The organism is Idiomarina sp. H2 (assembly GCF_004364275.1).
In the GTDB taxonomy this organism is placed as follows: domain Bacteria; phylum Pseudomonadota; class Gammaproteobacteria; order Enterobacterales; family Alteromonadaceae; genus Idiomarina; species Idiomarina loihiensis.
Genome location: NZ_SNZY01000002.1, coordinates 24,535 through 47,784, shown reverse-complemented (window position 1 = coordinate 47,784; position 23,250 = coordinate 24,535). Strand labels below are relative to the sequence as shown.

The window sequence follows — 23,250 nt, the reverse complement described above, 5'->3', positions numbered from 1 at the left end:
AAGTTTTAGGTTTATGCCAGAGTTACCCGAAGTTGAAGTCAGCCGTTTAGGCATTTCTCCACACATTGAAGACCGCACAATTAAGTCGGTTAAGGTTCACGATAAGCGCCTGCGCTGGCCGGTCCCTGAAACTGTGCATCAGGTCGAAGGACACGTGCTGCGTTCGGTTAGCCGCCGTTCAAAATATTTGCTCTTACAGACTGATAACGGCTGTCTGATATTGCACCTGGGTATGTCGGGTAAGCTGCGCGTGGTTCCAGCCGAAACAACTCACTACAAACATGACCATATTGATATTGAGTTCGATAACGGCCAAACCCTGCGTTTGAATGATCCACGGCGTTTTGGCGCTTTGCTTTACAGTGACGGTGATGTGAGCGGGCATGAACTGCTAAGCCAGCTTGGTCCGGAACCGTTAACCGACGCGTTTAATATCGACTATTTATTTGAGCGCTCACGCGGGCGTTCGCAGTCGGTGAAAACCTTTATTATGGATAACAAAGTTGTGGTGGGTGTCGGTAATATTTACGCGAACGAAGCTTTGTTTAAGGCGGGTATAAACCCAAAGCGAGCGGCCGGGAAAATCAGTAAAGTGCGCTACCAGAAACTGGTGCCGATAATAAAAGAAACCCTGGCAAGCGCTATAGAGCTGGGCGGCACTACCTTAAAAGATTTCACTCAAGTGGACGGTAACCCGGGCTATTTCGCTCAAAAACTTCAGGTTTACGGGCGTGGCGGTAAGCTTTGCATGGTGTGCAGTAACCGGTTGAAAGAAATTCGTCTGGGTCAGCGCAGCACCGTGTACTGCACCCAGTGCCAGCGCTAGTTTGGTTTTTAACTCTTAGTTCTCAACAACCTTCAGCAATTCACTGACAAAGCGCTCCGGTTCCGAAATAAATGGGGCGTGTGCGCTTTTGGTGAATACCACAGCTTTTGACTCCGGCGCCAGTGCGGAAATATCGTTGATAGCGCGCTCCGGAACCAGGCTGTCCAGGCGTCCGTAAAAACGGTGAAAGGGAACTTCAATGCCGGGTAGTTGCTGGCGTAAATCTGCGGTTTGCAAAATGGTTAAGGACTGTTTCAGCACACCCTGGTCTGGCATAGGCTTGGTAAATATCAGCTGTTTTACCTGCTTAACCTGTTCGCGTGCGTCCTCGCTGCCCATGGCCTGAATCGCTAAAAAACGCTCAATGGTCTTTTTAAAGTTGCTGTCCAGTTGCTGTTGAAACTGCTCAAGAATGTCAGGTTTGATTCCAGCCCAGTCGTTGCTTTCCACAAAGTGCGGTGACGATGCAACGGTGGTTAGGGACATAACCCGGTCAGAATGCGTCAGCGCAATTTGTGTCGCAATTAACCCGCCTAAAGACCACCCCAGCAAGTGAAAGCGTGGCGGCAGGGCTGGCATAATTTGTTCAATAAAACTTTCCAGTGACACCTCATTCTCTGATGACCAGACAGAGTCGCCAAAACCGGGCAGGTCGACGCAATACAACTGAAAGTGCTCGCTTAATGCCGGTACCACGGGTTGCCAGATGTTCGAATTCATTCCCCAGCCATGGAGTACAACAATAGGGGTTCCTGTACCACAGCACGTTACCGAAAGGCTCACTATACTACCTGTCCGAGTTATTAATTAAGGGGTGGTATGCTAGCGTTTTTACAGCGTTTCGCCAATGCTTTTGAGTTGGGCACATGCTGGAGTTGCGGTTATTCTAAGGTGGCCGCTGCAAGCCTTTGCCCTTATTGCGAAGAAGCACTGCCGCGTTGGTATCCGCGTTGTTGTCAGCATTTGTCCGATATTGAACAGCATTTAGTGGCGGAGCAGAAGCCGTGCCGCTACTGGTACGGTGCATTGCGCTGGGAGCCGCAGGTACAACAGCTTATTACACAGTTTAAATTTCGCTATAAAGCCGAGCTGGCGCCTTTACTGGCAAACCAGTTAGCGGCTCATTTACGCCTTTGCTATCGCGAACAGCCACTGCCAGACTGCGTTGTTGCGGTGCCTATGACGCAACAAGCCTGGCGTAAAAGAGGCTTCCACCAGACTGCGTTACTGGCGCGGCATGTGTCAGTGGCTCTTGAGTTACCTTACATTGCGGGCGGGTTACGTAAAATACGGGCCGTGCCCATGCAGCATATGGCATCAAAGGCATTACGCTGGGAGAACAGTCGGGGCAGCCAACTCGCTTTACAGGATTTTAGTGGCTGTACGGTAGCGGTTGTGGACGACGTGCTGAGTACCGGCGCCACTATGATGGCAGCAGCCGATGCGCTCTACAAAAAAGGGGCTAGAGCGGTGGATGCGTGGGCGGTTGTCTATAACCAGCACGACTAGAAACTGCAGGGCGTTTCGGTTACACTATACCCTAGTAATTTACTCAGGTATAAGCCGTGAGGTCAGTATTTATGATTCGTATTTCAGAAGCAGCGCAGTCCCACTTTAAGAAGCTATTAGCCGATCAGCCCGATGGCACGTGTATTCGTGTATTTGTGGTTAACCCCGGTATGGCAAACGCAGAGTGTGGTGTTTCTTATTGCCCGCCAGATTCGGTCGAGCCGGACGACGAGCGTCTGCCGTTTAATGGTTTTGACGCCGTAGTGGATTCAGGCAGTGCGCCTTTTTTAGAAGACGCCGCTATTGATTTTGAAGAGCAGGAAATGGGCTCTCAGTTAACCCTTAAAGCACCTAACGCCAAAGCGCGTAAAGTTGCCGATGACGCCCCATTAATTGAGCGGGTAGAGTACGTTATACAAGCTGAAATTAACCCGCAATTGGCTAGCCATGGCGGTCAGGTAATGATTTCGGAAATTACTGATGACGGCGTTGCTATTCTGCAATTCGGCGGTGGCTGTAATGGTTGCAGTATGATTGACGTAACGCTGAAAAACGGCATTGAAAAAGAGTTGCTTGAGCGTTTCCCGGAAGAAGTGAAAGGCGTGCGTGATATCACTGATCATGAGCCCGGAGAACACTCCTACTACTAGACCTTTCGATTATACAACTTAGTATCTTTCGATTTTTTAATGTTATAAAAATGTGATCCCTTGCACAAATAATGCTCGTAACGATATTTGCCTAATCAATACGAGGATTTAAATTATGCAAGGGATCAAAAAACTGGGTGTCATAGCGACATCGCTTTTTCTCATCACAGGTTGTGACTGGTTCGACAGTGACAATGACGATACTAACACACCACCTCCTGAAGCTGAATCAAGCTTTGTACGGGTACACCACACCTCTGCCGATTCACCCAACGTTAATGTTTTAGCAGGTGAAACCGCATTATTAGAAAATGTGCCTTACCATACATCTTCCGGCGTTCTGGAAGTTGATGCCGGTGACTATGACATTACGGTTCAGGGTATTTTACCCGATGAAAGTACTGTTGATGCTATTGGTCCGGCGTCCTTAACTTTTGCTGCTGATACTCGCTACGAAGTTTTTGCTGCCGGTCAGCTGGGTGACGAGTCTTTAGAGCCATTGGTTCTTTCTAACCCTGTATCGGATGTTGCGGCAGGTGAAAGCCGTATTCAGGTGGTACATGTTGCGTATGGTGCGCCGACTGTCGATGTGTATTTGACAACTCCGGACGCTGAGTTAAGCAGTGCCTCAGCTACTTTAACGCTTGCTTACGGCGAAGACAGTGGTCAGGTTGATGTGGAAACCGGTGACTACCGCATTCGTTTAACCGGTGCGGGTGACGATGCAGTAATTTACGACTCAGGAACCGTGAGCCTGGCTGACGGTGGTGATTATATTATTGCCGCAACCAATAATGTTGCTGCTAATTCTGCGAATTCACCCGTTACTCTGCAAGTGAGCGACGGTGAAACAACCACCTTAATCAATGATGCAGACGCTGGTGCGGATGTTCGCGTCGTGCACGCCGTAGCTGATGCACCGAATGTTGATGTGACATTAAACGATGCCGCCGATCCTCAAATTGCAGATCTGGCATTTTTAAGTGCGACAGATTACTTAAACCTGGAAGCCGCTGAATACAGTGTTGATGTTGCTGCCGCCGGAGGTTCTCCCGTAGTGCTTGAGGACCTGCCTCTGGAAGTAGAAAACGCAATGAGTTATTCAGTTTATGCTGTCGGTGAACTGAGTACTATTGGTCTGCAAGTGTTGACTGAAGAACGTCGCAGCGTGGCGACTGAAGCTAAAATACAGTTGGTTCATGCTGCACCCAGTGCCGGTAATGTTGATATCTACGTAACGGCAACAGACGACATTAGTGGCGCAGACGCTGCCTTTACCGATGTTCCGTTTGACGCAGAAGGTCTGGTGAGCACAGGTAATGTTGCTTTAACACCAGGTGACTACGTGGTTACTGTAACCGCAACAGGTACGCAGGACATTGCTATTCAGACGCCTTTACTGACATTAGAAGGCGGTGGTATCTACACGGCAGTTGCCGTTGATGCAACCAGTGGCGGCTTACCTCCGCAGCTTATCCTGATGGATGACCTGGCGAACTAAAGTATTTAAGCCAAATTGCCTGGGTAATACCACGCATGAATAAAAAGCCGCTGAGAGCTAACCACAACCCGTGGTTCTCCAGCGGCAATCCCGCCCACCATAAAGGCAGAAAGCCAATTAAAGCGCTTAATATCATCGTATTACGCATACCACGGCTGAACGATAAACCAATGAAAACACCGTCAAACCAATAGCTCCAGTGAGCAATGAGTGGCAACACCACTATCCATGGCAGGTAGTTTTCGGCAACCCGGATGATTTCAGGAATATCGGTAATAAGGCGAATAATTGCACTGCCGACCAGGGCAAAAACCAACGTATAAACCACAGCAAAGAGTGATGACCAGAGCAAAGTAATTTTGCACCAGTAACGGATTTTATCGTAGCGCTTCTGACCTTTAGCTTCGCCAGCTAAAGCTTCCACAGAATAAGCAATGCCGTCTAAGCCCAGCGATATCAACATAAGAAATTGCATTAGTACGGCGTTAACCGCCACCATGGTACTGCCGTAGCGAGTGGCGTAGCCGGTCATGGTTGCCATACAGAGCTGCAGTATCAGACTGCGTATAAAAATATTACCGTTAACGCCTAAAAACTGACGCAGCTGCTGAAACTTCAGCTGCCAGTGGCGTAAGTGCCAGCCCAGCGCGCGGGCGGTCCAGTAGAAGCCGACAATAGCGGTCACCCACTCAGCACTAAGCGACGCCCAGGCGGCGCCTTTTACATTCAGTCCAAAGCCCAGTATCAGTATGACGTCCATAACCACATTAACGGCGTTGGTAATTATCACCAGAAGCATGGCTTTGCGGCTATTTTGTCGGCCTAATAATACCCCCAGAGCGACGAGCGTAATCAACGAAGCGGGTGCCGACCATAAGCGAATTTCAATGTAATCGCGGGCGTAGCCTTCGAGCTCGGCAGAAGGGGCGATAACCCACATGGCTAAATCGTTAATTAAGGGACTAGCAACCGCTATTAAAACACCTAAACCCAGCGCAATAATTATGCCGTTATTAAAGTGCTGGCGCTGAGCATGTATGTCATCGGCTCCGTACGATTGAGCTATGTAACCTGTTGTGGCCATGCGCAGGAACACCGCCAGCAGATAGATAAAACTGACCACCATGGCACCAACGGCAACGGCGGATAAGTAGATAGCATCGGGTAAATGACCTATGATGGCAGTATCGACCAGACCGAGAAGCGGCGCAGCAATATTGGAAATGATCATTGGCAGGGCAATCGCAAAAACGCGGCTGTGATCAGACAATGAAAATCCAAACAGCTTGTGCATAACTATCCTTAAGTAAACTCGGTTAATAACGGCTTTTATACTTTATCAGGAGTCAGTATGAAGATGTTGAACAAAATGACGTTGAGTGCCGCATCGGGCTTATTGCTGGGGTGCTCACCATTGGCTCAGGCCGGCAGCGCCGATAGCGTGGTGGTGCTGCAGTACCACCACGTCAGTGACTCAACTCCAGCCGTAACGTCAATTGACCCGGAGACGTTTCGCGAGCATCTCCAATACCTGCAGGATAACAACTTTAATGTTATTGATATTACCGTCGCGCGCGATGCCATTGAAAAAGGCGAAGAACTTCCTGAAAAAGCCGTTGTTATTACCTTCGACGACGGCTACCAAAACGTCTATGAGAACGCTGTAGAGGTTCTGGAAGAGTTTGAGATGCCTTATACGGTGTTCGTTAACCCTGAACTCATGCGTAAGCACAGCGGCCATTACATGGGCTGGGAAGAGCTTAAAGAAATTCAGCAGAACGGCGCTACCATTGCTAATCATGGACAGACTCACGCACACCTTATTCGCAAGCAGGAAGGCGAAAGCGATGAAGAGTGGCAGGAGCGTATGCGTTACGACGTTATTACGGCACAAGAAGCCATTGATGAGAACTTAGGCGCACAGCAGAAGTACTTTGCCTACCCTTACGGTGAGTATAACAACGAATTGCGGGCTTTACTGGATGAATGGGGCTTTCTGGCTTTTGCTCAGCATTCAGGCCCATGGTCCAAATGGAGCGAAGATACGGTTATTACTCGCTTTCCGGCCTCGGGTATCTATGCGAACTTAAATACGCTGAAAGCCAAGTTGAATTCTAAAGCCATGCCGGTAAGTGGTTATCAACCGGAAGAGCCTTTAGTCGCACATGAAAATAAGCGCCCAACTATTAGTGTGACATTGGAAGCGGGCGATACACTAGATGATATGCGTACCGATGCACTGCAATGCTTTGCCGGTAGTTCGGTTTTAAAACCTGAGTGGGAAAGCGATACTCAGTTTAGTGTGACGCTTGAAAAGGACGTTAACATTGGGCGTTCACGTATTAACTGTACTGCGCCCAGTGCCTCAGAGTCGCGCTATTATTGGTACTCAGTAGCCCTTATTCGTCCGGACGAGTCAGGCAGTTGGCCTGACTAATCGGCGATAATGGCAAAATCTTTTGCCAGTTGTTCCATGTCGACTACCGGTACTTCTCCGCGCTGGTGGTCGGCATTAAAAATGGCTTTACGGTGACCGTTGGGGTTAACCAGAATAATAGCGGCGCTGTGGTTCACCAGATAATTTTCTTCACCTTCATCGGGAATGGAGTACATTAAGCCTAAATCACGTACGAAAGGGAACAGTTCTTTGTGTTCGGCGCGTACACCAACAAAGTCATCACCAAAATAGTTAACGTATTGAGTTAAACGTTCAATATCATCGCGTTTAGGGTCAACCGAAATCATCCAGACTTTAACCGGATCGGAGGTTTCTTCCTGTAACGCCGGAAGCACACCTTTTAAGTCCGACATGGTGGTTGGACAGATATCGGGACAGAAGGTATAACCGGTAAAGAGCAAGGTCCACTGCCCTTTCAGTGCATCGTTTTCAATAGCGCCGTCGGCTGTGCTGTTTAACTTAAACGATTTTAAGGCACGAGGGGGCTCGTATATTAAAGCTTCCGGCTTTTCTTCCGGCCAAAAGTTGTAAACCGCGAACCCGGCTGCAAGGGCGATAAGCGCCGCCAGCAGCGTAACGATACGACTCATTTCTTACTCCAGTTATACGTAGTGATCGACCAGTAAAATCACAAACAGCAGCATGAGGTGCCAGATAGAGAAGGCAAACATGTTAAAGGCTGTTTTCTTGCTGGGCGCGTATTTCAACTTCCAGGCATAAGCCAGAAAAATAGCGTTAAGTACACTGACGCCGATCAGATAAATCATGCCTGTCATGCCAATTAAAAACGGCATAAGGCAGACCACGGTTAACAAAACGGTATACAGAAAAATACAGGTTTTGGTGAATTCAATACCGTGGGTTACCGGCAGCATAGGCACCTTGGCACGGGCATAATCTTTAGCGCGGTGTACCGCAAGTGCCCAGAAGTGGGGCGGAGTCCAGGTGAAAATAATCATCACCAACAGCACCGCCGGCGCATTAATTTCGTTGGTCACCGAAGTCCAGCCCAGTAATGGTGGTGCAGCACCGGCTAACCCACCAATAACAATGTTCTGCGGCGTAGCGCGTTTTAAGAACATGGTATAAACCACAGCGTAACCCACCATGCTGGCAAAGGTTAACCAGGCAGTTAATGGATTAACCCAGGCATACAGGGTGACAAAACCAATAGCACCAATAGATGCGGCAAAAACGGTGACTTTTGTCGGTGACAAATTCCCCTGCGGTAGCGGGCGGCGAAGTGTACGCGCCATTTTCGCGTCAATATGGCGGTCAACCAAGTGGTTAATGGCTGCTGCTGCGGCAGACATGAGTCCAATACCGGTCAGCGCCGGCACTAGCACTTTCAGCGACACCAGTTCTTCAGTGGCCAGACACATACCAACCACGGCGGTGAGTAACAGCAAGGCGACGACACGGGGCTTGGTCAGTTCAAGGTAGTCCCGCCAATGAGCGTTGCGCGTTTTTGTTATATTATTTGTGGCAACGGATTGCATAGTTTCAACTCCTCTACGCTTTTCTGGACAAGTTGTAGTTCAACGCGACCAGCGACAGCAACAATAAAGCCCCTACGGCATTATGTGCCACTGCATTCCAAAGCGGTAATTGAAAGACTACGTTACTAATACCCAGCAGAATTTGCAAAGATAATAACAAGCCAATAACAATTAATGAGCGCCGGAAAAAGTGCGACTTCGCTTTTCGCCAGCATTTAAAGAGTAGAGTACAAATCACTAAAAAAGTAATAATAGCGCCCACTCTGTGCATTACGTGCATAGTCATACGGTCGTTGTAGTCATGAGCACCGTATTGATAGGTGTCAGCCTCGGGTATGCTGAAGGCTCCGGCAAAGTCCAGCTGCGCCGTCCAGTTACCTTCGCAAAAAGGTAGCTCAGTGCAGGCTACGGCGGCATAGTTTGCAGCAACCCAACCACCTAAGGCTATTTGACCAATAACCACCAGTAGCGTAAAAAATGCCAGCCCTCGATAGCGCCTGAGTTCCGGGTCACCACCGGCCAGCCGAAATGACGACAGCCGCAGCGAGAGCAGATATAGCAGCGATATAACCGAAAAGCCGCCCAGCAAATGCCCCATGACTATGAGCGGTTGCAGGTTCATGGTAACTGTCCACATACCCAGAGCCGCCTGAAATATTACTAGCCCGAGAAGCAAAGTGGGCAATTTAACCGGAGTCGGGTAATGACTGTAGCGACGGCTTTTAACCCAGGAAATAATGGCAATGGTCAATATTAATAACCCCAGGGTGCCAGCAAAGTAGCGGTGCACCATTTCGTTCCAGGCTTTGGCGTGCTCCACAGGTGCATCCGGGAACCTAAGTTCCGCCTGCTGAACGTGCTCCTCCTGCGACGGTACCTTCAAAAAACCGTAGCAGCCGGGCCAGTCAGGACAACCCAGGCCTGCTTCAGTGAGCCGGGTAAAGGCGCCAAGAACAATAACGATAAAAGCAAAAAAAACACTAATTTTTACCAGTAAACGCATGTCATTTCCCTACCCAATTCTGGACAATTTAAGCAGTTTACGAAGATCCGCCAACACGTTTTTACCTTCCGTTATCATTTGCTCTTTGTCCTCATGGGTGGGGTAATACAGCATGACGTTATGCATCGGGTCGATAATAAACAAGGTGTTTTCGGGCAGAGCTGAAAGTTGTTCGATCAGTTCAGGCGTTACCAGCTGGGTAATATGCGGGGCACTATGATTAAAGCCAGCCTGAAGGCTTTCGCTTTGGTGCAACACTACAGGGGTTAGCCTATCGGTGTCTTTGCCAATAGCGACATCGATTTGGTTCATAACGTATAAAGCATTTTCGCAGGTGATTGCACAGTTCTGCGGGGCGATATATCCCACTTGCCAACCTTCTGGTAGCTGTTCGGCTTGTTGTTCTAAGGTAATGGTGGGTTGCAATAAAATGCCTTTATTGGTTCCCGCCTCATACCAGTTTTGAGACAAAAAAAGCCACGCGGCCAAAACGGGGACTATAAAAGCAAGGAAAACAATAATCATGGAACGGCGAGAGCGATTCAGGGAGCTCATCGGGTCTCCTCTTTTTTTGGTTGTTTATTCAGTTTTATAACAGCAAATACAAAAATCACCAAGCACGCAATGGCCAGCGAAAACCACTGAACAGCGTAACCCTGATGTTTTTGCGGCGACATTACCTGGGGTTTCCAGTTACGTTGCCAACCCAGGGTGTCTGGTGATTTCAATAAAAAGGTGTAGTCGGTTAATGGAATGTCGAGTTCTTTACTAATGGCGTTAGGCTGAAACTCTTGTACTCGTATTCGGTCATCAGCTAACTCGGTTTCATAAGTATTACTGACAAATTTGTTGTTCGAGGGAAAGTACAGGTAGCCCGTAAGATTCTGTCTACTCTCGGGAACATTTATTTCGGGCAGTTCTTGCCGGGATGCAGGAGCAGGTACCCAGCCCATATTAACAGGAATGTAATTATTGGGTTTGGCGTCAGGGCGAAACAAGGCAATAACCTGATAGCCGACAATGCCATCGGTCATTTTATTATCGAGAAAAAAGACCGGTTGTTTAACAAATTCGCCTTCCATTTTGGCAAAAAGAAAGCGATCAGACTCAGAAGATATTGTTCCTAGCTGAGACAGTGCCGTTGCATCCCCTTTCGATTGTTGCTGTTCGTAATCGGAAAATAGCTTACGTTTTTCTTCTGCGCGCTCTAGTTGCCAAAAACCTAGCTTGACCAACACCGCAATTGCCAGCAGAGTAACTAACGTAGCGATAAGAGGAAAACGTATGTTGGTCTTTTTTAAAATCATTATTGTACTGCTGCTTGGTTATATGGTGGTGAATCTGTTCCGCGCATTATTCAGTATGCTGCGCAACGACCCGAATAAACCACCCATGTCCCATTATCTGGGGAAACGGGTGGGAGTGGCCGCCGTTATCCTTGTGATACTGATAGCGGCGACGGTTAGTGGCTTTTTACCTTTAAACCCGCGCCCCTATTAGACGGGGCGTTTTTTTAGAGTATGTAAACCACGACGAACAGGCATAACCAAACGACATCAACAAAGTGCCAGTACCAGCTGGTCGCCTGAAAAGCGAAGTGGTTATCTGGTGTAAAATGCCCCTTCAAAACCCTCAGGAACATGATGATAAGCATCACGGTTCCTAAGGTTACGTGCATACCGTGGAACCCGGTGAGCATATAAAAGGTGTTGCCATAAACACCGGAATCAAGCGTTAGATTTAAATCTTGGTAGGCATGCACATACTCAGCGCCTTGCAGATAGAGGAAAATGCAACCCAGAATAATGGTAACGCCCAGCATTGCGGTTAGCTGTTTACGTTTATTTTGTTCCAGGCCTGTGTGAGCAAAGTGACAGGTCACTGAACTGGCCAACAAAATAAGCGTGTTGATAGCCGGCAGACCATACCAACCCATAGCCTGGGTTTCAGTGCCGCCTGGTGTTTTTACCAACGGCCATTGCGCAACAAACTCTGGCCACAGAACCTCATTGGTCATAGCATTGTTACTGTCTCCTCCCAGCCACTGAACGGCAATAACGCGAGCGTAGAAAAGGGCACCAAAAAAAGCAGCAAAGAACATGACTTCGGAGAAAATAAACCAGCTCATACCTTGTTTGTAGGAGTCGCCGAGTTGGTTACTGTATTTACCGCTCATGGATTCGTTGATTTGGTCACGAAACCAACCAAAGAGCATGACGGCTATAACGACTAAGCCAATGGTCAATACAGTACTGCCATAACCATCCTGCTCTTTGCTCATATCAATAACAGTGTGTCCAGCGCCCCAGGCAATTAAGCCTAGCCCAACTGCACCAACAATTGGCCAGGGACTGGAAGCAGGAACATAATAACTTTGTTGTTCTGCCATAACGTCGTTTCCTTATTCTGTTTTTAACAGCTGAGCAATTGCTTCAGCCGACGTATTGGCTGTCATATCGTACAGCGTGTATGACAGGGTAAAGGTCGTAATATGATCGGGAATGTCCGGGTCCAGATAAAACTGCATTGGCATTTCTGTTTCAGCGCCAGCGGCCAGCGGTTGCTGGTTAAAGCAAAAGCATTCTACTTTGTTCAGGTAAAGAGAGGCTTCCGCAGGCGCTACAGATGGAATAGCCTGAGCGATCATGTTTGAGGAAGTCGGGTTTCCTGCTAAAAAATTAACTACTTTAACTTCACCTGGATGAATCTTGACTTGCTTGATCGATGGCTCAAACTTCCACGGAATACCTTTGGCATTACGTGTCAGGAATTGCACCGTGACCGTGCGTGATTCATCCACTTCAACCTGTTGATAAACCGCTGCTTCGTTACTGGTACGACCGTTAAAGCCGGTCACTTCACAAAATACGTCGTAAAGTGGTACCAGGGCGAAGCCGAATGCGAACATTCCAGCGACTGTCAGTAACAGTCGCTTAACCAGAATGCTGTTGTCGGGACGCTGTTCAGACATGATTTATCACTCCACTTTGGGCGGTTTTTCAAAGGTGTGATAAGGCGCTGGTGACGGAACTGTCCACTCCAGTCCTTCCGCGCCTTCCCAGGGTTTAGCCGCTGCTTTTTCGCCGCCTTTAACGCACTTAATAGCCACCCAAAGGAAAATAAGCTGTGATAGCCCAAAGGCAAAACCACCGATACTTGCTATCTGGTTAATATCAGCAAACTGCGTGGCGTAATCCGGAATACGTCTTGGCATACCGGCAAGTCCTGCAAAGTGCATAGGGAAGAACAGCACGTTTACGGAAATAAGCGATGTCCAGAAGTGAGTTTTCGCCAGCGTACTGTCGTACATATGCCCGGTCCACTTAGGTAGCCAGTAATAAGCCGCTGCCATAATAGAGAAAATGGCACCTGTGACCAAAACATAGTGGAAGTGGGCGACGACGAAGTACGTGTCGTGATACTGGAAGTCAGCGGGAGTTATAGCCAGCATTAAGCCGGAGAAACCACCTATGGTAAACAGGATCACAAACGCCAGCGCAAACAGCATGGGTGTTTCAAAGGTCATGGAGCCGCGCCACATAGTGGCTACCCAGTTAAAGATCTTCACCCCGGTGGGAACCGCAATGAGCATGGTGCAGTACATAAAGAACAGCTCAGCAAACACTGGCATACCGGTGGTGAACATATGGTGAGCCCAGACCAGGAAGGACAGTAAGGCAATGGCCGCCGTGGCATATACCATGGAGGAGTAGCCGAACAATCGTTTGCGGGCAAAGGCCGGGATAATTGCTGAAATGATACCGAAGGACGGTAAAATCATGATGTAAACTTCCGGATGCCCAAAGAACCAGAATATATGCTGGTACATCACTGGGTCACCACCGCCAGCGGCGTCAAAGAAACTCGTACCGAAGTATTTGTCGGTAAGCAACATGGTAACGGCACCCGCCAGTACTGGCATTACGGCAATAAGCAGAAAAGCCGTAATAAACCAGGTCCAGACGAACAATGGCATTTTCATGTAATTCATGCCCGGTGCGCGCATGTTCATAATAGTAACGATGACGTTAATAGCGCCCATAATGGATGAAATACCCATAATGTGTACTGAAAATACGAACAATGCCGTTGAATCCGAGCTGTAAGTTGTGGAAAGCGGTGCGTAAGCTGTCCAGCCAAATGCCGGGCCGCCACCTTCCATAAACAAAGAACCCAGCAAAATCATGAAAGCAAAAGGTAAAATCCAGAAGCTCCAGTTATTCATCCGGGGCAGCGCCATATCTGGTGCGCCAATCATCATGGGGATCATCCAGTTAGCCAAGCCCGTAAAAGCAGGCATAACGGCACCAAAAATCATAACCAGACCATGCACCGTGGTCATTTGGTTAAAAAACTGGGGTTCAACAAGTTGTAATCCGGGTTGGAACAGTTCCGCGCGAATGATCATTGCCATAGCGCCGCCCACCAGGAACATGGTGAAGCTAAACCATAAATACATCGAACCAATATCTTTATGGTTCGTTGTAAATAGCCAGCGACCAATACCAGACGGCTTATGATCGTGGTGTGTATCGTGATGTGTCTCTTCCACTACAGTGCTCATCACCGTCTCCTTATTGATTCATGACTTCGTTAATATCGGCGGCCTGAATCAGGTCTCCGGTATCGTTACCCCAGGCATTACGCTCGTAGGTGATAACTGCGGCTAACTCGCGCATGGAAAGCTGACTTCCAAAGGCTTGCATAGCCGTGCCGGTAACGCCGTTAACAACGGTGTCGATGTGTTTGTCTATGGCTTCAGGATCTACCGCAACGCCTGAACCAGCAAGTGCCGGGAACACGCCGTTTACGCCTTGACCGTTAGCCTGGTGACAAGCTGCACAAGTACTGTTGTATACTTTCTCACCGAGGTCCATGAGTTCGTCTTCTGACATTTCCATAGCAAGCAACTCTTGTTCACGTTCGCGTGCTTTACGTTGCTCTTCTTCTTTCTCGGTAATCCATTTTTCGTACTCGGCGGGCTCCTTCGCTATAACAACGATGGGCATGAAGCCATGGTCTTTGCCACACAACTCGGCACATTGACCACGATAAATTCCGGGCTCATCTACCCTAGTCCAGGTTTCATTAATAAAACCGGGGTTCGCGTCTTTTTTAATGGCGAAGTCAGGAACCCACCAGCTGTGAATAACATCATCTGAGGTAACCAGAAAACGCACTTTCTTATTGGTTGGAATAACTAACGGACGGTCCACTTCCAGCAGGTAGTTTTCGCCTTTCTCAAACTGATTATCAATTTGTTCTTGCTGAGTGGCTAAACGGCTGAAGTATTCGACCTCATTTTCAAAGTATTTGTAGTGCCATTTCCATTGCGATCCGGTGACTTGCACCGTTACATCTGCATCTGAAGTGTCTTCCATGGCAATTAGTGTCGTGGTCGCCGGCACTGCCATACCTGCAAGTATCAGCAGCGGCACTATAGTCCAGGCTATTTCTACTTTGACGTTTTCATGGAAATTGGAGGGGGTTGGGTTCTTCGACTTCCGGTGTCGGATCATCGAAATAAACATGAGACCAAATACAATCACGCCAATCACACAGCAGATGTAGAAAATCGTCATGTGGAGATCGTAAACCCGGTTACTCACTTCAGTGACACCTTGGGTCATATTGAGACGCGACTGAGCAGCAGCCGGTAGACTCGTTAGCGCCAATAGTGCCCACAAAGGCTTCATTTTCACGTGGCTTCTCCTCTTATTCTTCAATGAGACAGCAAAGCAAGTTTTGCTAGCCTGAATTAGAAGAACAAAGAGGTAAGCAGAAAAAGGTACAGCTTCTCCCCAGAAATCGCTTTCTCTACTGACTCTTTGTTGTAGTTATCGTTGTTATATTATTTTTATATTCGGGTACTGCATTTATTAACGAATTTACAACGAAAGATCCAGATCAAATCACACGAACGAACAAAAAATAAGCGGATCTGTTAAAAAAAGGCTGCAAAAGCAGCCTTGGGGAAGAAAACACACTAACAAAGGTGGGGTTAGTGCAGGTGGGATGTCAGTGTGTTTTTATCAAACAGAAAATACTGTGTTTCGCTTAATTTACTGGCCATTTTCGCACGCTGCCAGGTGCGACTGGAAACAGAATCAAGATAACCGATAACCATACTGCTGGTACCAGCGAGTAGAGCTTGCTCCAGCGCCCATTCACAGCGCTCAACCGAGTGACTCCGTAACCAGCGAATTTGAGACTCAGCAACGCCACAAGCGATAAGCTGTTGAATGACGTTTTTGTCGCCGCCAATAACCGTTATCCACTGGCTGGGTTTTTGCTGTAAAGCCCGCTGTATAACTGGAGAAAGGGTATCAACATCAAATGAATCCGGATTACTTTTCGCATCCATAGGGAAGGGTGATACTGACGTTTCAGCAGTCCACAGACCCGGATGATGTAATTTTTGCTGATATTGAGTTTTCATAAGGTCGCTCCGTTTCTGATCACACCCACCGCAAGCCCTTCAATGGCAAAAACTTGCTCTGCAAGATTGACAGTAATGGTCGAGAAATCGTTATTTTCGGGGTGAAGCAAAATAGTTTTTCCGCGCTGTTCAAAACGCTTTACAGTGACTTCGTCTTCAACTCGTGCAACGACTATTTGTCCGTTACGTGCTTGTTCGGTTTTATGTACAGCCAGTAAGTCACCGTCTAAAATTCCAATGTCTCTCATGCTCATACCGTTTACTTTTAGTAAGAAACTGGCGGCAGGATGAAACAGTGATTCGTCAATTTTGTAATGACCTTCAACATGTTGTTCAGCCAATAAAGGTTCGCCCGCTGCAACCTGGCCTATTAACGGCAGACCATCGGCGATATCGTAGTCATCGCCGACAAGGCGAATGCCGCGAGACATGCCGGGTAGTATTTCAATAACGCCTTTACGGGCCAGCGCTTTCAGGTGCTCCTCTGCGGAGTTGGCAGAGCGAAAACCCAGCTTATGAGCAATTTCGGCACGAGTCGGCGGCATACCGGTTGCGTGCAGATTATCCTTAATAAGCTCAAGAATTTCAGATTGTCTTGGTGTTAACGGGCGCATAATGTACCTGTTTATTTGTACAGTGATACTGTGAGTATATACAGGTAAATTGATTTCGCAAGTAATTTCTTGAACGACATTTTTACACGAAGTTGGTATCCTGTATTTCTGTTTAAAACAGAGGTCTCTATATGAAAGGAATAAGCCGCTTTTTCCCAATTTTTAAATACCCGTTACGCTGGTTAACGCGCTTTCAGGAAATTTGGGATGGTACTGAAGAAGAGCATTCAGCAACTGTTGGCAAGCCAATTGTCTATGTAATGCGTTCAACCTCTAAAGCGGATCTATCCATTTTGCAGCGGGCGGCGCAGAAGCGCGGTTTGCCAGACCCTGTCGACCCTCTTGAGGTTAATGGTAAAACCTATAACCGAATCATGTACCTGGAAGAGCTGGCGAACGAGGTATCTGATCAAACGGTATCCGAATTTCACCAGTTATTAACCCTGCATAAAGACCAGCCGGAGCTGGATGTGCAACTGATACCTGCGGGCGTATTCTGGGGCCGCCAGGCAGGAGAAGAGGCGCATGCCGGTAACACCATGACCGGTGACTTAGATAACCCGGGCCATTGGCGTAAATTCTGGCTGGTAATTTTTTCTGGTCGACAAGTGTTGCTGCGTTTCTCTCGTTCGGTGAGTCTGGGCACTATGGCGCGTGACCACGGCACTGATATGCGTATTGCGCACAAATTAGCGCGGGTAGCGCGTGTTCATTTCGTACGTATGCGCCATGCCGTTGCCGGCCCTAAACTGAGTCAGCGCAAAGAGCTGATGTCAGCACTCATTAATACGCCGGCGTTAAAAAAGGCTGTATCGGATGAAGTCAGAGGCAAAAAGATTAGTGAAGAAGCCGCCCGCAAGCGCGCTTTATCTTATATCGATGAAATAGCCGCCAACTATAATTCAACACTTATCCGGGTGTTAGATCGTTTTATGACCTGGATGTGGAACCGGATTTACAACGGCATCCATGTAAAAGGCGGGGATACGATTAGACGACTGGCGCAACAAGGGCACGAAGTTATCTATGTGCCTTGTCACCGCAGTCATATGGACTACTTGCTGCTCAGCTACGTTATTTATAAAGAAGGCCTTGTACCGCCGCATATCGCGGCTGGCGTGAATCTTAACTTTTTCCCTGTTGGCGGTATTTTCCGCCGTGGTGGTGCGTTCTTTATTCGCCGCAGTTTTCGTGGCAATAAACTGTATTCAGCGGTTTTTCGCGAATATTTGTGCTGGTTGTTCCAAAAGGGTTACCCGGTGGAATACTTCAGTGAAGGCGGCCGCTCCAGAACTGGCCGCTTATTACCGCCTAAAACCGGTATGCTGGCAATGACCGTGCAGGGCATGTTGCGTGACCAGCAACGGCCGGTGTCGCTGGTGCCGGTTTACCTTGGTTACGAGCATATTATGGAAGTAGCGACTTACCTGAAAGAGCTTAAAGGTAAGGACAAAGAAAAAGAGTCGGTTTTTCAAATTCTGAAAACCGTTGCCAAGCTGCGCAACTTTGGTCAGGGTTTTGTGACTTTCGGTCAGCCTATTAATTTAAAACACCATTTGGACAAAGTGGCGCCGAACTGGCATGAGTCGGTCACCCGTGGGGCGCAGGAACCGGAACGTCCAGGCTGGTTGAACCCGGTGGTGAGTGGCTTAGCCGAGCAAGTTATGCAGGGCATTAACGATTCCGCGGCGGCTAACAGCGTTAACCTTACCGCATTAGCTTTGCTAAGTTCAGAGCACCATGCGTTGATGAAAGAAGAGCTGCTTGCTCAGCTGGACGTTTATTTGGGTGTGCTGCGCGAAGTACCTTACAGCAATATGATGAGCGTGCCGGACGAGACACCGGAAGAGCTTTGGCAGCAAGCTTTGCGTACTGACAAATTTACGGTCAATAGCGATACTATGGGTGAAGTCGTCTCGCTGGAGCACATGACAGCCATAGCCATGACTTACTATCGGAATAATATTCTTCACTTGATGGTGGTTCCCGGCATTGTTGCGTCAATTATCATGGCGAAGAAAAAAGTGAGCGTGGCTGAAATTGCGGCGCGGACACAGGCAATTTATCCGTCGTTAAAAGCTGAACTTTATTTGAGTCATAATGTTGAAGACCTACCGCTCTGGACAGAGGCTCTTGCCGAAGAGTTGGCACGCCAGCAGTTAATTACATTGGAAGATGGCATTTGCACCATTGCGCAACGGGAAAGTGCGCAGTGGTATCGGTTGCGGTTATTGGCCAACAGTGCCAGTGAAACCTTGCAGCGTTATTGTATTGTACTTGAGTTGCTGCAACAGGCGCAGCCCATCATGCGCGCGGATCTCGAAAAGCAGTCTATTACCCTGGCCGAACGTTTAAGTTCCATTCACGGCATCGATGCGCCGGAATTTTACGATAAGAAAGTCATGTCGACGCTCATTGCCAGTTTAAAACAGCAAGGTCTGGTAGAAATTAATGACGACGGCCAGCAAATTGCTGCCGAGCCGGTGGGCGAGCTCAGCGATCAGGTCGATGAGCTCATTGACGGTCCTGTGCTACAAACCATTCGTCAGTCGGTTGAGCAGTTCGTTCAGCAGTTGAAAGAGCAGGCCGAACATGAACAAAAAGAAGCACCCAAAGAAGAGCAAAAGCCGACTGAGAGTAATCAGAACCAGTAATGCACGGCTAAGCCAATAGCGAATACCATGCCAATATAATGGTTATGCAGAAAAGCCTGGAAGCACTTTCCGGGCTCTCTGTGTCGTATTAGCCAGTGCTGGTAAGCAAACAACAGAAAAATAGCCGCTAATGCTAGCCACACCCAAAGTTCAACGGTAATTAAGTGCAATACCCAGCCCAATAAGGCCAGAGTCGCGAGTTGCATCAAGCCAATAGCCAGACGGTCGAAGCGACCAAACAAAATTGCCGTGCTCTGCAGGCCTATTTTTAAGTCGTCTTCGCGGTCTGCCATGGCATATTCGGTATCGTAGGCGACCGTCCAGAGAATATTGGCAAGAAATAGTAAGCCAGCAATAAACCATTGGTCAGATTCCAGTGCGGTAAAGGCCATGAGAATGCCGAAGCTAAAGGCGATGCCCAGCACTATTTGTGGCAAATGCGTCCAGCGTTTACAAAACGGGTAAAGTGCCGCTACGCCGGCGGCGAAAAAGCTGAGCATGACCGTTTCAGTGTTCAGTTGCATAACCAACCCGAAGGCAATGGCTAACAGGGCGATGAAACCTATCATCGCTTCGGTTGCCGATATTCTTCCCGCCGGAATAGGACGCTGGCGCGTGCGGCGTACGTGACCGTCATAATTACGGTCGGCAAAGTCGTTAATAACACAACCGGCAGAGCGCATGACAAAAGTACCGAGCAAAAATATGACGACGATACGCAGGGGCGGCTCGCCAGCTCCGGCTATCATGAGTGCCCAGATGGTCGGCCAGGCAAGTAAATAGGTACCAATGGGTCTGTCCGCACGCATTAACTGCCAAAAAGCGACTAACTTTTGCATACTAACTCCTGTTATTCGGCGAAGAGTAAAGTGGCGAGGGCTGCAGAAATACTTCACTGACTAACAGTTGCTCACCGCCCGTTGAAAATATTCGGCGTCTGCCGAGCAGCCTCTGGTTTATCCCAAACCACTGCTGATTAAGCTGAGCAACCGGGTGTTCCAGAGCAACTTCTGCCACTTCTATGTCTCCGCAGTATAAATCGCTACGGGCAAATAGAGACTCACCCAATGACTGATTCCCCAGTTGTTGTAAATTCAGTGTATTGGCGTTTTCGGCGCTGGGTGAAAATAGACTGCGCGCAAAAACCCAAGGCTTTTCATTACAGTATAGTAGAACTTCCCGAATAACGACTTGGTCTTTACCTTTTAACCTTTGCTTTTCTTCAGTGTTAGGGGCAAGCAATTGCTGGCCCAGTAACTTAACGGAGAACTGCTGGCCTACCTGCTTCAGACGTTCTGTAAGCGAACCTTCGTAAAGCAGCCAGTCGGCTTGTGTGGAGGTTAATTCAAGTTGTTCGGGCGGCATCCATTGCAGTGCTTTGCTAACTGGAAAAACCGGGGTAGCATAAAACTCTGTTGTCATTTGTGTTGGCGTTATTAAGCTCTGTCGCTATGATAGCAGATAGAACTTAATTGAACAGCAATCGGGCCGGGTAGGGCTATGAAACTTCTGATAACAGTATTTGCCAGTATTTTTCTTTGGTTCAGCAGTGTAACGGTGGCGTCGGCAGACGACGTTTCGTACTACGGCTTTGAGCCTGATATCACCACCAATTACCTGAAAGAGGGAAACGATTACCGGTTGGGTTTCATTCGGGTTGCTATTGAAGTGATGGTGCCGGACCCCAGTTACGTTAGTGTGGTAGAACACCACGCGCCTTTATTGCGTAATGCCTTTGTGTCAATTTTAAGTACCGCGACCGAACGTCAGGTGCGAACCATGACGGGACGCGATCAACTTCGTTTAAAATGTATAGAAAGAGCAAAAGAACTGATGCAGCAGGAAACCGGTAATCCAGTTATCCGCGATGTTCTTTTTACCAAGTACATTTATCAGTGAAGCGGCCGCATTTTAGGGTTTAACCAACGCACTACAAAACCTGCAAAACAGCCGGAAAGCAGCCCGGCCAGATGAGCCTCGTTAGCAACATTTATCCATAGCATGTCGGTGTAGCCAATTACTAACCACAGCAGCATGAAGATAATCAGCCCCGGTGGCAGATACAGCGGCGTTGGGCGATTGAAGCTGTATATCCAGCAGAAACCAAGCAAGCCATAGACCACACCGGACAGCCCACCAAAGTTAGGGCCATTGAAAAGGTACTGAATAACGTTTGCAGTAATACCGCAGAATAACAGCAGAGCCAGTAACCAGGATATACCCAGAGAACGTTCAATACGACCGCCCAGATACCACCACCAGAAAATATTAAATACCAGATGAAGCAGCGTAAAGTGCATCAGTACGGGCGTAATAAAGCGCCAGGGCTGATCGTAGGGAAGCGCCGAAAAATATTGGCTGATCCTCAGTGTCTCCAGTACGGTTTCGGGGTACATTTGCACCATCCCAAACACCAGCAACGCCAGAACCGCGACAATTCGGGTCAGCCAACCGCTTTGCTGCAGCAAACTAAAAGACAGTGATGATGAACCTCGTTCCGAAGTTCGCTTTGCTTGAACGGGCGCAGCGGCTAGCTCTGGGTTATCTTTAAACTGTTGAATCAGTGTTTTAGCGGCAGCTTCATAACTGCTCTGATGTAACCATAATTCCAATTGCTCACCGCGTTCAGTAACGCTGACTGGCATGCCTTGCTGACGTAAATACTGATACAGCTTGTGCATCCAGTCTGAGTCGCGGCTGCTGAGCAATCGTCGCATGGTTTAGTCCCTTTCGGTTTCTTTATGAGAAGTATGTTCAGGAAAAGACATGGACCAGGCCGTGTAACCGCCATCCATGCTGTGTACATCAGTGAAGCCGTTACCTGCTATGTAATCAGCAGCACCCTGACTGCTAATGCCATGGTAGCAAACCACAATCACTTTTTGGTTTTTATCAACCGAACTCAGGAACTGCGGCAGGTTGCTGTTATCCAGGTGTTGAGAGCCCGGAATGTGGCCCGCAGCAAAGGACTGCGGGTCACGGATATCAACAAAAACCGCATCGCCATTTTGCCAATGCTCGACGGCGATGGGTAATTCCATTAGCTGATAATTGCTCATTTACGCATTAATCCCAGTTCAGTATGACTTTGCCGGACTGGCCTGAAATCATGGTTTCAAAGCCTTTCTCAAAGTCATCAATAGGCATTTCGTGCGTTAAAATAGGCGAAATATCCAGCCCGGACTGCAGCAAGCTGGCCATTTTGTACCAGGTTTCAAACATCTCGCGGCCATAAATGCCTTTAATAACCAGACCTTTAAAAATAACCTGGTTCCAGTCTATAGCGATATTTTCAGGCGGAATGCCCAGCATGGCAATTTTGCCGCCATGGTTCATGGTTTCCAGCATTTGTGAGAAAGCTGATGGCACACCTGACATTTCCAGACCCACATCAAAACCTTCTTTCATGCCTAGTTCAGTCATTACGTCGGACAGCTTCTCTTTGCTAACGTCCACTGCGCGGGTAACGCCCATTTTACGAGCTAAGTCCAGGCGGTATTCGTTGACGTCGGTAATAACCACGTGGCGTGCGCCAACGTGACGGGCAACGGCTGCTGCCATAATACCAATAGGACCCGCACCGGTAATCAGCACGTCTTCACCCACCAGGTCAAAAGCCAGGGCGGTGTGAACCGCATTACCAAATGGGTCAAATACAGCTGCCATTTCATCAGTAACGTCATCTGGAAGTTTAAAAGCGTTTTCAGCTGGCAGTGCCAGGTATTCTGCAAAAGCACCCGGACGATTCACACCCACACCATAGGTATTGCGGCATAAGTGACGACGGCCGGCGCGACAGTTACGACAGTGACCACAGGTAATGTGACCTTCTCCGGAAACGCGGTCGCCAATTTCAAAGCCACGAACACCGTCGCCCATAGCGGCAACTTCACCCACGTACTCGTGGCCGACCACCATAGGCACCGGAATGGTTTTCTGCGACCAGTCGTCCCATTTATAAATGTGAACATCGGTACCGCAAATGGCGGTTTTCTTAATTTTAATCAGCAAATCGTTGTAACCGCATTCCGGCTTTTCAACGTCCGTCATCCAAATGCCGGGTTTTGCGTGCAGTTTTGATAAAGCTTTCATTCTTT

At 48.3% G+C, this 23,250-nt stretch carries 26 protein-coding genes; 8 read left to right on the top strand and 18 right to left on the bottom strand.

Translation table 11 applies throughout. The features are described 5' to 3' along the window. Positions 1-13: 13 nt before the first annotated feature. Entirely contained in the window at positions 14-826 is an 813-nt protein-coding gene (mutM, locus tag DET62_RS02415; RefSeq protein WP_110013030.1) for a bifunctional DNA-formamidopyrimidine glycosylase/DNA-(apurinic or apyrimidinic site) lyase, read from the top strand. A 15-nt stretch (positions 827-841) separates the two neighbouring features. Here the strand turns inward: mutM and bioH are convergent, their stop codons facing one another. Continuing rightward, positions 842-1,609 carry a pimeloyl-ACP methyl ester esterase BioH gene (bioH, locus tag DET62_RS02410; protein WP_110013031.1) on the bottom strand — a complete coding sequence of 256 codons (768 nt, stop codon included), beginning with the start codon at positions 1,607-1,609 and terminating at the stop codon, positions 842-844. A gap of 36 nt (positions 1,610-1,645) precedes the next feature. On the opposite strand from bioH, the gene DET62_RS02405 reads away from it, so the two are divergent. From DET62_RS02405 to DET62_RS02395, 3 genes are all read left to right on the top strand, one after another. Further along, on the top strand, positions 1,646-2,335 hold the full coding sequence (locus tag DET62_RS02405; RefSeq protein ID WP_110013032.1) for a phosphoribosyltransferase family protein: 690 nt from the start codon (positions 1,646-1,648) through the stop codon (positions 2,333-2,335). Between the two features lie 71 nt (positions 2,336-2,406). Next, entirely contained in the window at positions 2,407-2,985 is a 579-nt protein-coding gene (nfuA, locus tag DET62_RS02400; protein WP_011233510.1) for a Fe-S biogenesis protein NfuA, read from the top strand. 115 nt (positions 2,986-3,100) lie between these two features. After that, positions 3,101-4,486 (top strand): DUF4397 domain-containing protein, encoded by a 1,386-nt coding sequence (locus tag DET62_RS02395; RefSeq protein ID WP_110013033.1) that lies wholly within the window; start codon positions 3,101-3,103, stop codon positions 4,484-4,486. Here the strand turns inward: DET62_RS02395 and DET62_RS02390 are convergent. Beyond that, positions 4,458-5,780, bottom strand: a complete 1,323-nt coding sequence (locus tag DET62_RS02390) for an MATE family efflux transporter (protein WP_110013034.1) — start codon at positions 5,778-5,780, stop codon at positions 4,458-4,460. The two genes, DET62_RS02395 and DET62_RS02390, sit on opposite strands and share 29 nt — an antisense overlap. A 57-nt stretch (positions 5,781-5,837) precedes the next feature. Here DET62_RS02390 and DET62_RS02385 point away from each other — a divergent pair, with 57 nt between their 5' ends. Beyond that, complete coding sequence (locus tag DET62_RS02385; RefSeq protein ID WP_110013035.1) at positions 5,838-6,923, top strand: polysaccharide deacetylase family protein; 1,086 nt, start codon at positions 5,838-5,840, stop codon at positions 6,921-6,923. Here DET62_RS02385 and DET62_RS02380 read toward each other — a convergent pair. Genes DET62_RS02380 through DET62_RS02360 form a run of 5 tightly spaced genes read right to left on the bottom strand, consistent with a single transcriptional unit; the run spans position 6,920 to position 10,753 of the window. Then, entirely contained in the window at positions 6,920-7,534 is a 615-nt protein-coding gene (locus tag DET62_RS02380) for an SCO family protein (RefSeq protein WP_110013036.1), read from the bottom strand. The two genes, DET62_RS02385 and DET62_RS02380, sit on opposite strands and share 4 nt — an antisense overlap. Before the next feature lie 12 nt (positions 7,535-7,546). After that, positions 7,547-8,443 carry a heme o synthase gene (gene cyoE, locus DET62_RS02375; protein ID WP_110013037.1) on the bottom strand — a complete coding sequence of 299 codons (897 nt, stop codon included), beginning with the start codon at positions 8,441-8,443 and terminating at the stop codon, positions 7,547-7,549. 13 nt (positions 8,444-8,456) lie between these two features. Further along, the gene (locus DET62_RS02370) at positions 8,457-9,446 is read right to left on the bottom strand and encodes a COX15/CtaA family protein (protein WP_110013038.1); all 990 of its coding nucleotides are present in this window, start codon (positions 9,444-9,446) and stop codon (positions 8,457-8,459) included. Between the two features lie 9 nt (positions 9,447-9,455). Next, the gene (locus DET62_RS02365) at positions 9,456-10,001 is read right to left on the bottom strand and encodes a hypothetical protein (protein ID WP_011233517.1); all 546 of its coding nucleotides are present in this window, start codon (positions 9,999-10,001) and stop codon (positions 9,456-9,458) included. Further along, on the bottom strand, positions 9,998-10,753 hold the full coding sequence (locus tag DET62_RS02360; RefSeq protein ID WP_110013039.1) for an SURF1 family protein: 756 nt from the start codon (positions 10,751-10,753) through the stop codon (positions 9,998-10,000). The genes DET62_RS02365 and DET62_RS02360 overlap by 4 nt, the downstream gene beginning before the upstream one ends. Between DET62_RS02360 and DET62_RS02355 the strand changes: the two genes are divergently transcribed. Beyond that, a complete protein-coding gene (locus tag DET62_RS02355; protein ID WP_016341259.1) occupies positions 10,731-10,946 on the top strand; it encodes a DUF2909 domain-containing protein in 216 nt (71 codons plus the stop codon). The two genes, DET62_RS02360 and DET62_RS02355, sit on opposite strands and share 23 nt — an antisense overlap. A gap of 13 nt (positions 10,947-10,959) precedes the next feature. Here the strand turns inward: DET62_RS02355 and DET62_RS02350 are convergent, their stop codons facing one another. From DET62_RS02350 to lexA, 6 genes are all read right to left on the bottom strand, one after another. Further along, positions 10,960-11,835 carry a cytochrome c oxidase subunit 3 gene (locus tag DET62_RS02350; RefSeq protein ID WP_011233519.1) on the bottom strand — a complete coding sequence of 292 codons (876 nt, stop codon included), beginning with the start codon at positions 11,833-11,835 and terminating at the stop codon, positions 10,960-10,962. 12 nt (positions 11,836-11,847) lie between these two features. Then, positions 11,848-12,417 carry a cytochrome c oxidase assembly protein gene (locus DET62_RS02345; protein ID WP_011233520.1) on the bottom strand — a complete coding sequence of 190 codons (570 nt, stop codon included), beginning with the start codon at positions 12,415-12,417 and terminating at the stop codon, positions 11,848-11,850. Between the two features lie 6 nt (positions 12,418-12,423). Beyond that, positions 12,424-14,010, bottom strand: coding sequence for a cytochrome c oxidase subunit I (gene ctaD / locus DET62_RS02340; RefSeq protein WP_110013040.1), 1,587 nt, complete (start codon positions 14,008-14,010; stop codon positions 12,424-12,426). 10 nt (positions 14,011-14,020) lie between these two features. Next, positions 14,021-15,142 (bottom strand): cytochrome c oxidase subunit II, encoded by a 1,122-nt coding sequence (gene coxB / locus DET62_RS02335; protein WP_110013073.1) that lies wholly within the window; start codon positions 15,140-15,142, stop codon positions 14,021-14,023. A 305-nt stretch (positions 15,143-15,447) separates the two neighbouring features. Beyond that, positions 15,448-15,885, bottom strand: a complete 438-nt coding sequence (locus DET62_RS02330; RefSeq protein WP_110013041.1) for an SOS-response cell division inhibitor — start codon at positions 15,883-15,885, stop codon at positions 15,448-15,450. Beyond that, positions 15,882-16,499 (bottom strand): transcriptional repressor LexA, encoded by a 618-nt coding sequence (gene lexA / locus DET62_RS02325; protein WP_110013042.1) that lies wholly within the window; start codon positions 16,497-16,499, stop codon positions 15,882-15,884. Before lexA ends, DET62_RS02330 begins: the two co-directional genes overlap by 4 nt. Before the next feature lie 131 nt (positions 16,500-16,630). Here lexA and plsB point away from each other — a divergent pair, with 131 nt between their 5' ends. Continuing rightward, positions 16,631-19,153: a glycerol-3-phosphate 1-O-acyltransferase PlsB gene (gene plsB, locus DET62_RS02320; RefSeq protein ID WP_110013043.1), complete on the top strand. Its 2,523-nt coding sequence runs from the start codon at positions 16,631-16,633 to the stop codon at positions 19,151-19,153. Here plsB and ubiA read toward each other — a convergent pair. Together ubiA and DET62_RS02310 are read right to left on the bottom strand one after the other, a co-directional pair. After that, positions 19,141-19,992: a 4-hydroxybenzoate octaprenyltransferase gene (gene ubiA / locus DET62_RS02315; RefSeq protein ID WP_110013044.1), complete on the bottom strand. Its 852-nt coding sequence runs from the start codon at positions 19,990-19,992 to the stop codon at positions 19,141-19,143. The two genes, plsB and ubiA, sit on opposite strands and share 13 nt — an antisense overlap. A 1-nt stretch (position 19,993) precedes the next feature. Further along, entirely contained in the window at positions 19,994-20,575 is a 582-nt protein-coding gene (locus DET62_RS02310; RefSeq protein WP_110013045.1) for a chorismate lyase, read from the bottom strand. 78 nt (positions 20,576-20,653) lie between these two features. Here DET62_RS02310 and DET62_RS02305 point away from each other — a divergent pair, with 78 nt between their 5' ends. Beyond that, a complete protein-coding gene (locus DET62_RS02305; protein WP_110013046.1) occupies positions 20,654-21,052 on the top strand; it encodes a flagellar basal body-associated protein FliL in 399 nt (132 codons plus the stop codon). Here DET62_RS02305 and DET62_RS02300 read toward each other — a convergent pair. Genes DET62_RS02300 through tdh form a run of 3 tightly spaced genes read right to left on the bottom strand, consistent with a single transcriptional unit; the run spans position 21,046 to position 23,245 of the window. Continuing rightward, positions 21,046-21,870, bottom strand: a complete 825-nt coding sequence (locus tag DET62_RS02300; RefSeq protein WP_110013047.1) for a rhomboid family intramembrane serine protease — start codon at positions 21,868-21,870, stop codon at positions 21,046-21,048. The two genes, DET62_RS02305 and DET62_RS02300, sit on opposite strands and share 7 nt — an antisense overlap. 3 nt (positions 21,871-21,873) lie before the next feature. Next, positions 21,874-22,212: a thiosulfate sulfurtransferase GlpE gene (glpE, locus tag DET62_RS02295; RefSeq protein ID WP_110013048.1), complete on the bottom strand. Its 339-nt coding sequence runs from the start codon at positions 22,210-22,212 to the stop codon at positions 21,874-21,876. 7 nt (positions 22,213-22,219) lie between these two features. Then, positions 22,220-23,245, bottom strand: coding sequence for an L-threonine 3-dehydrogenase (gene tdh / locus DET62_RS02290; RefSeq protein ID WP_011233531.1), 1,026 nt, complete (start codon positions 23,243-23,245; stop codon positions 22,220-22,222). Between the last annotated feature and the right edge of the window lie 5 nt (positions 23,246-23,250).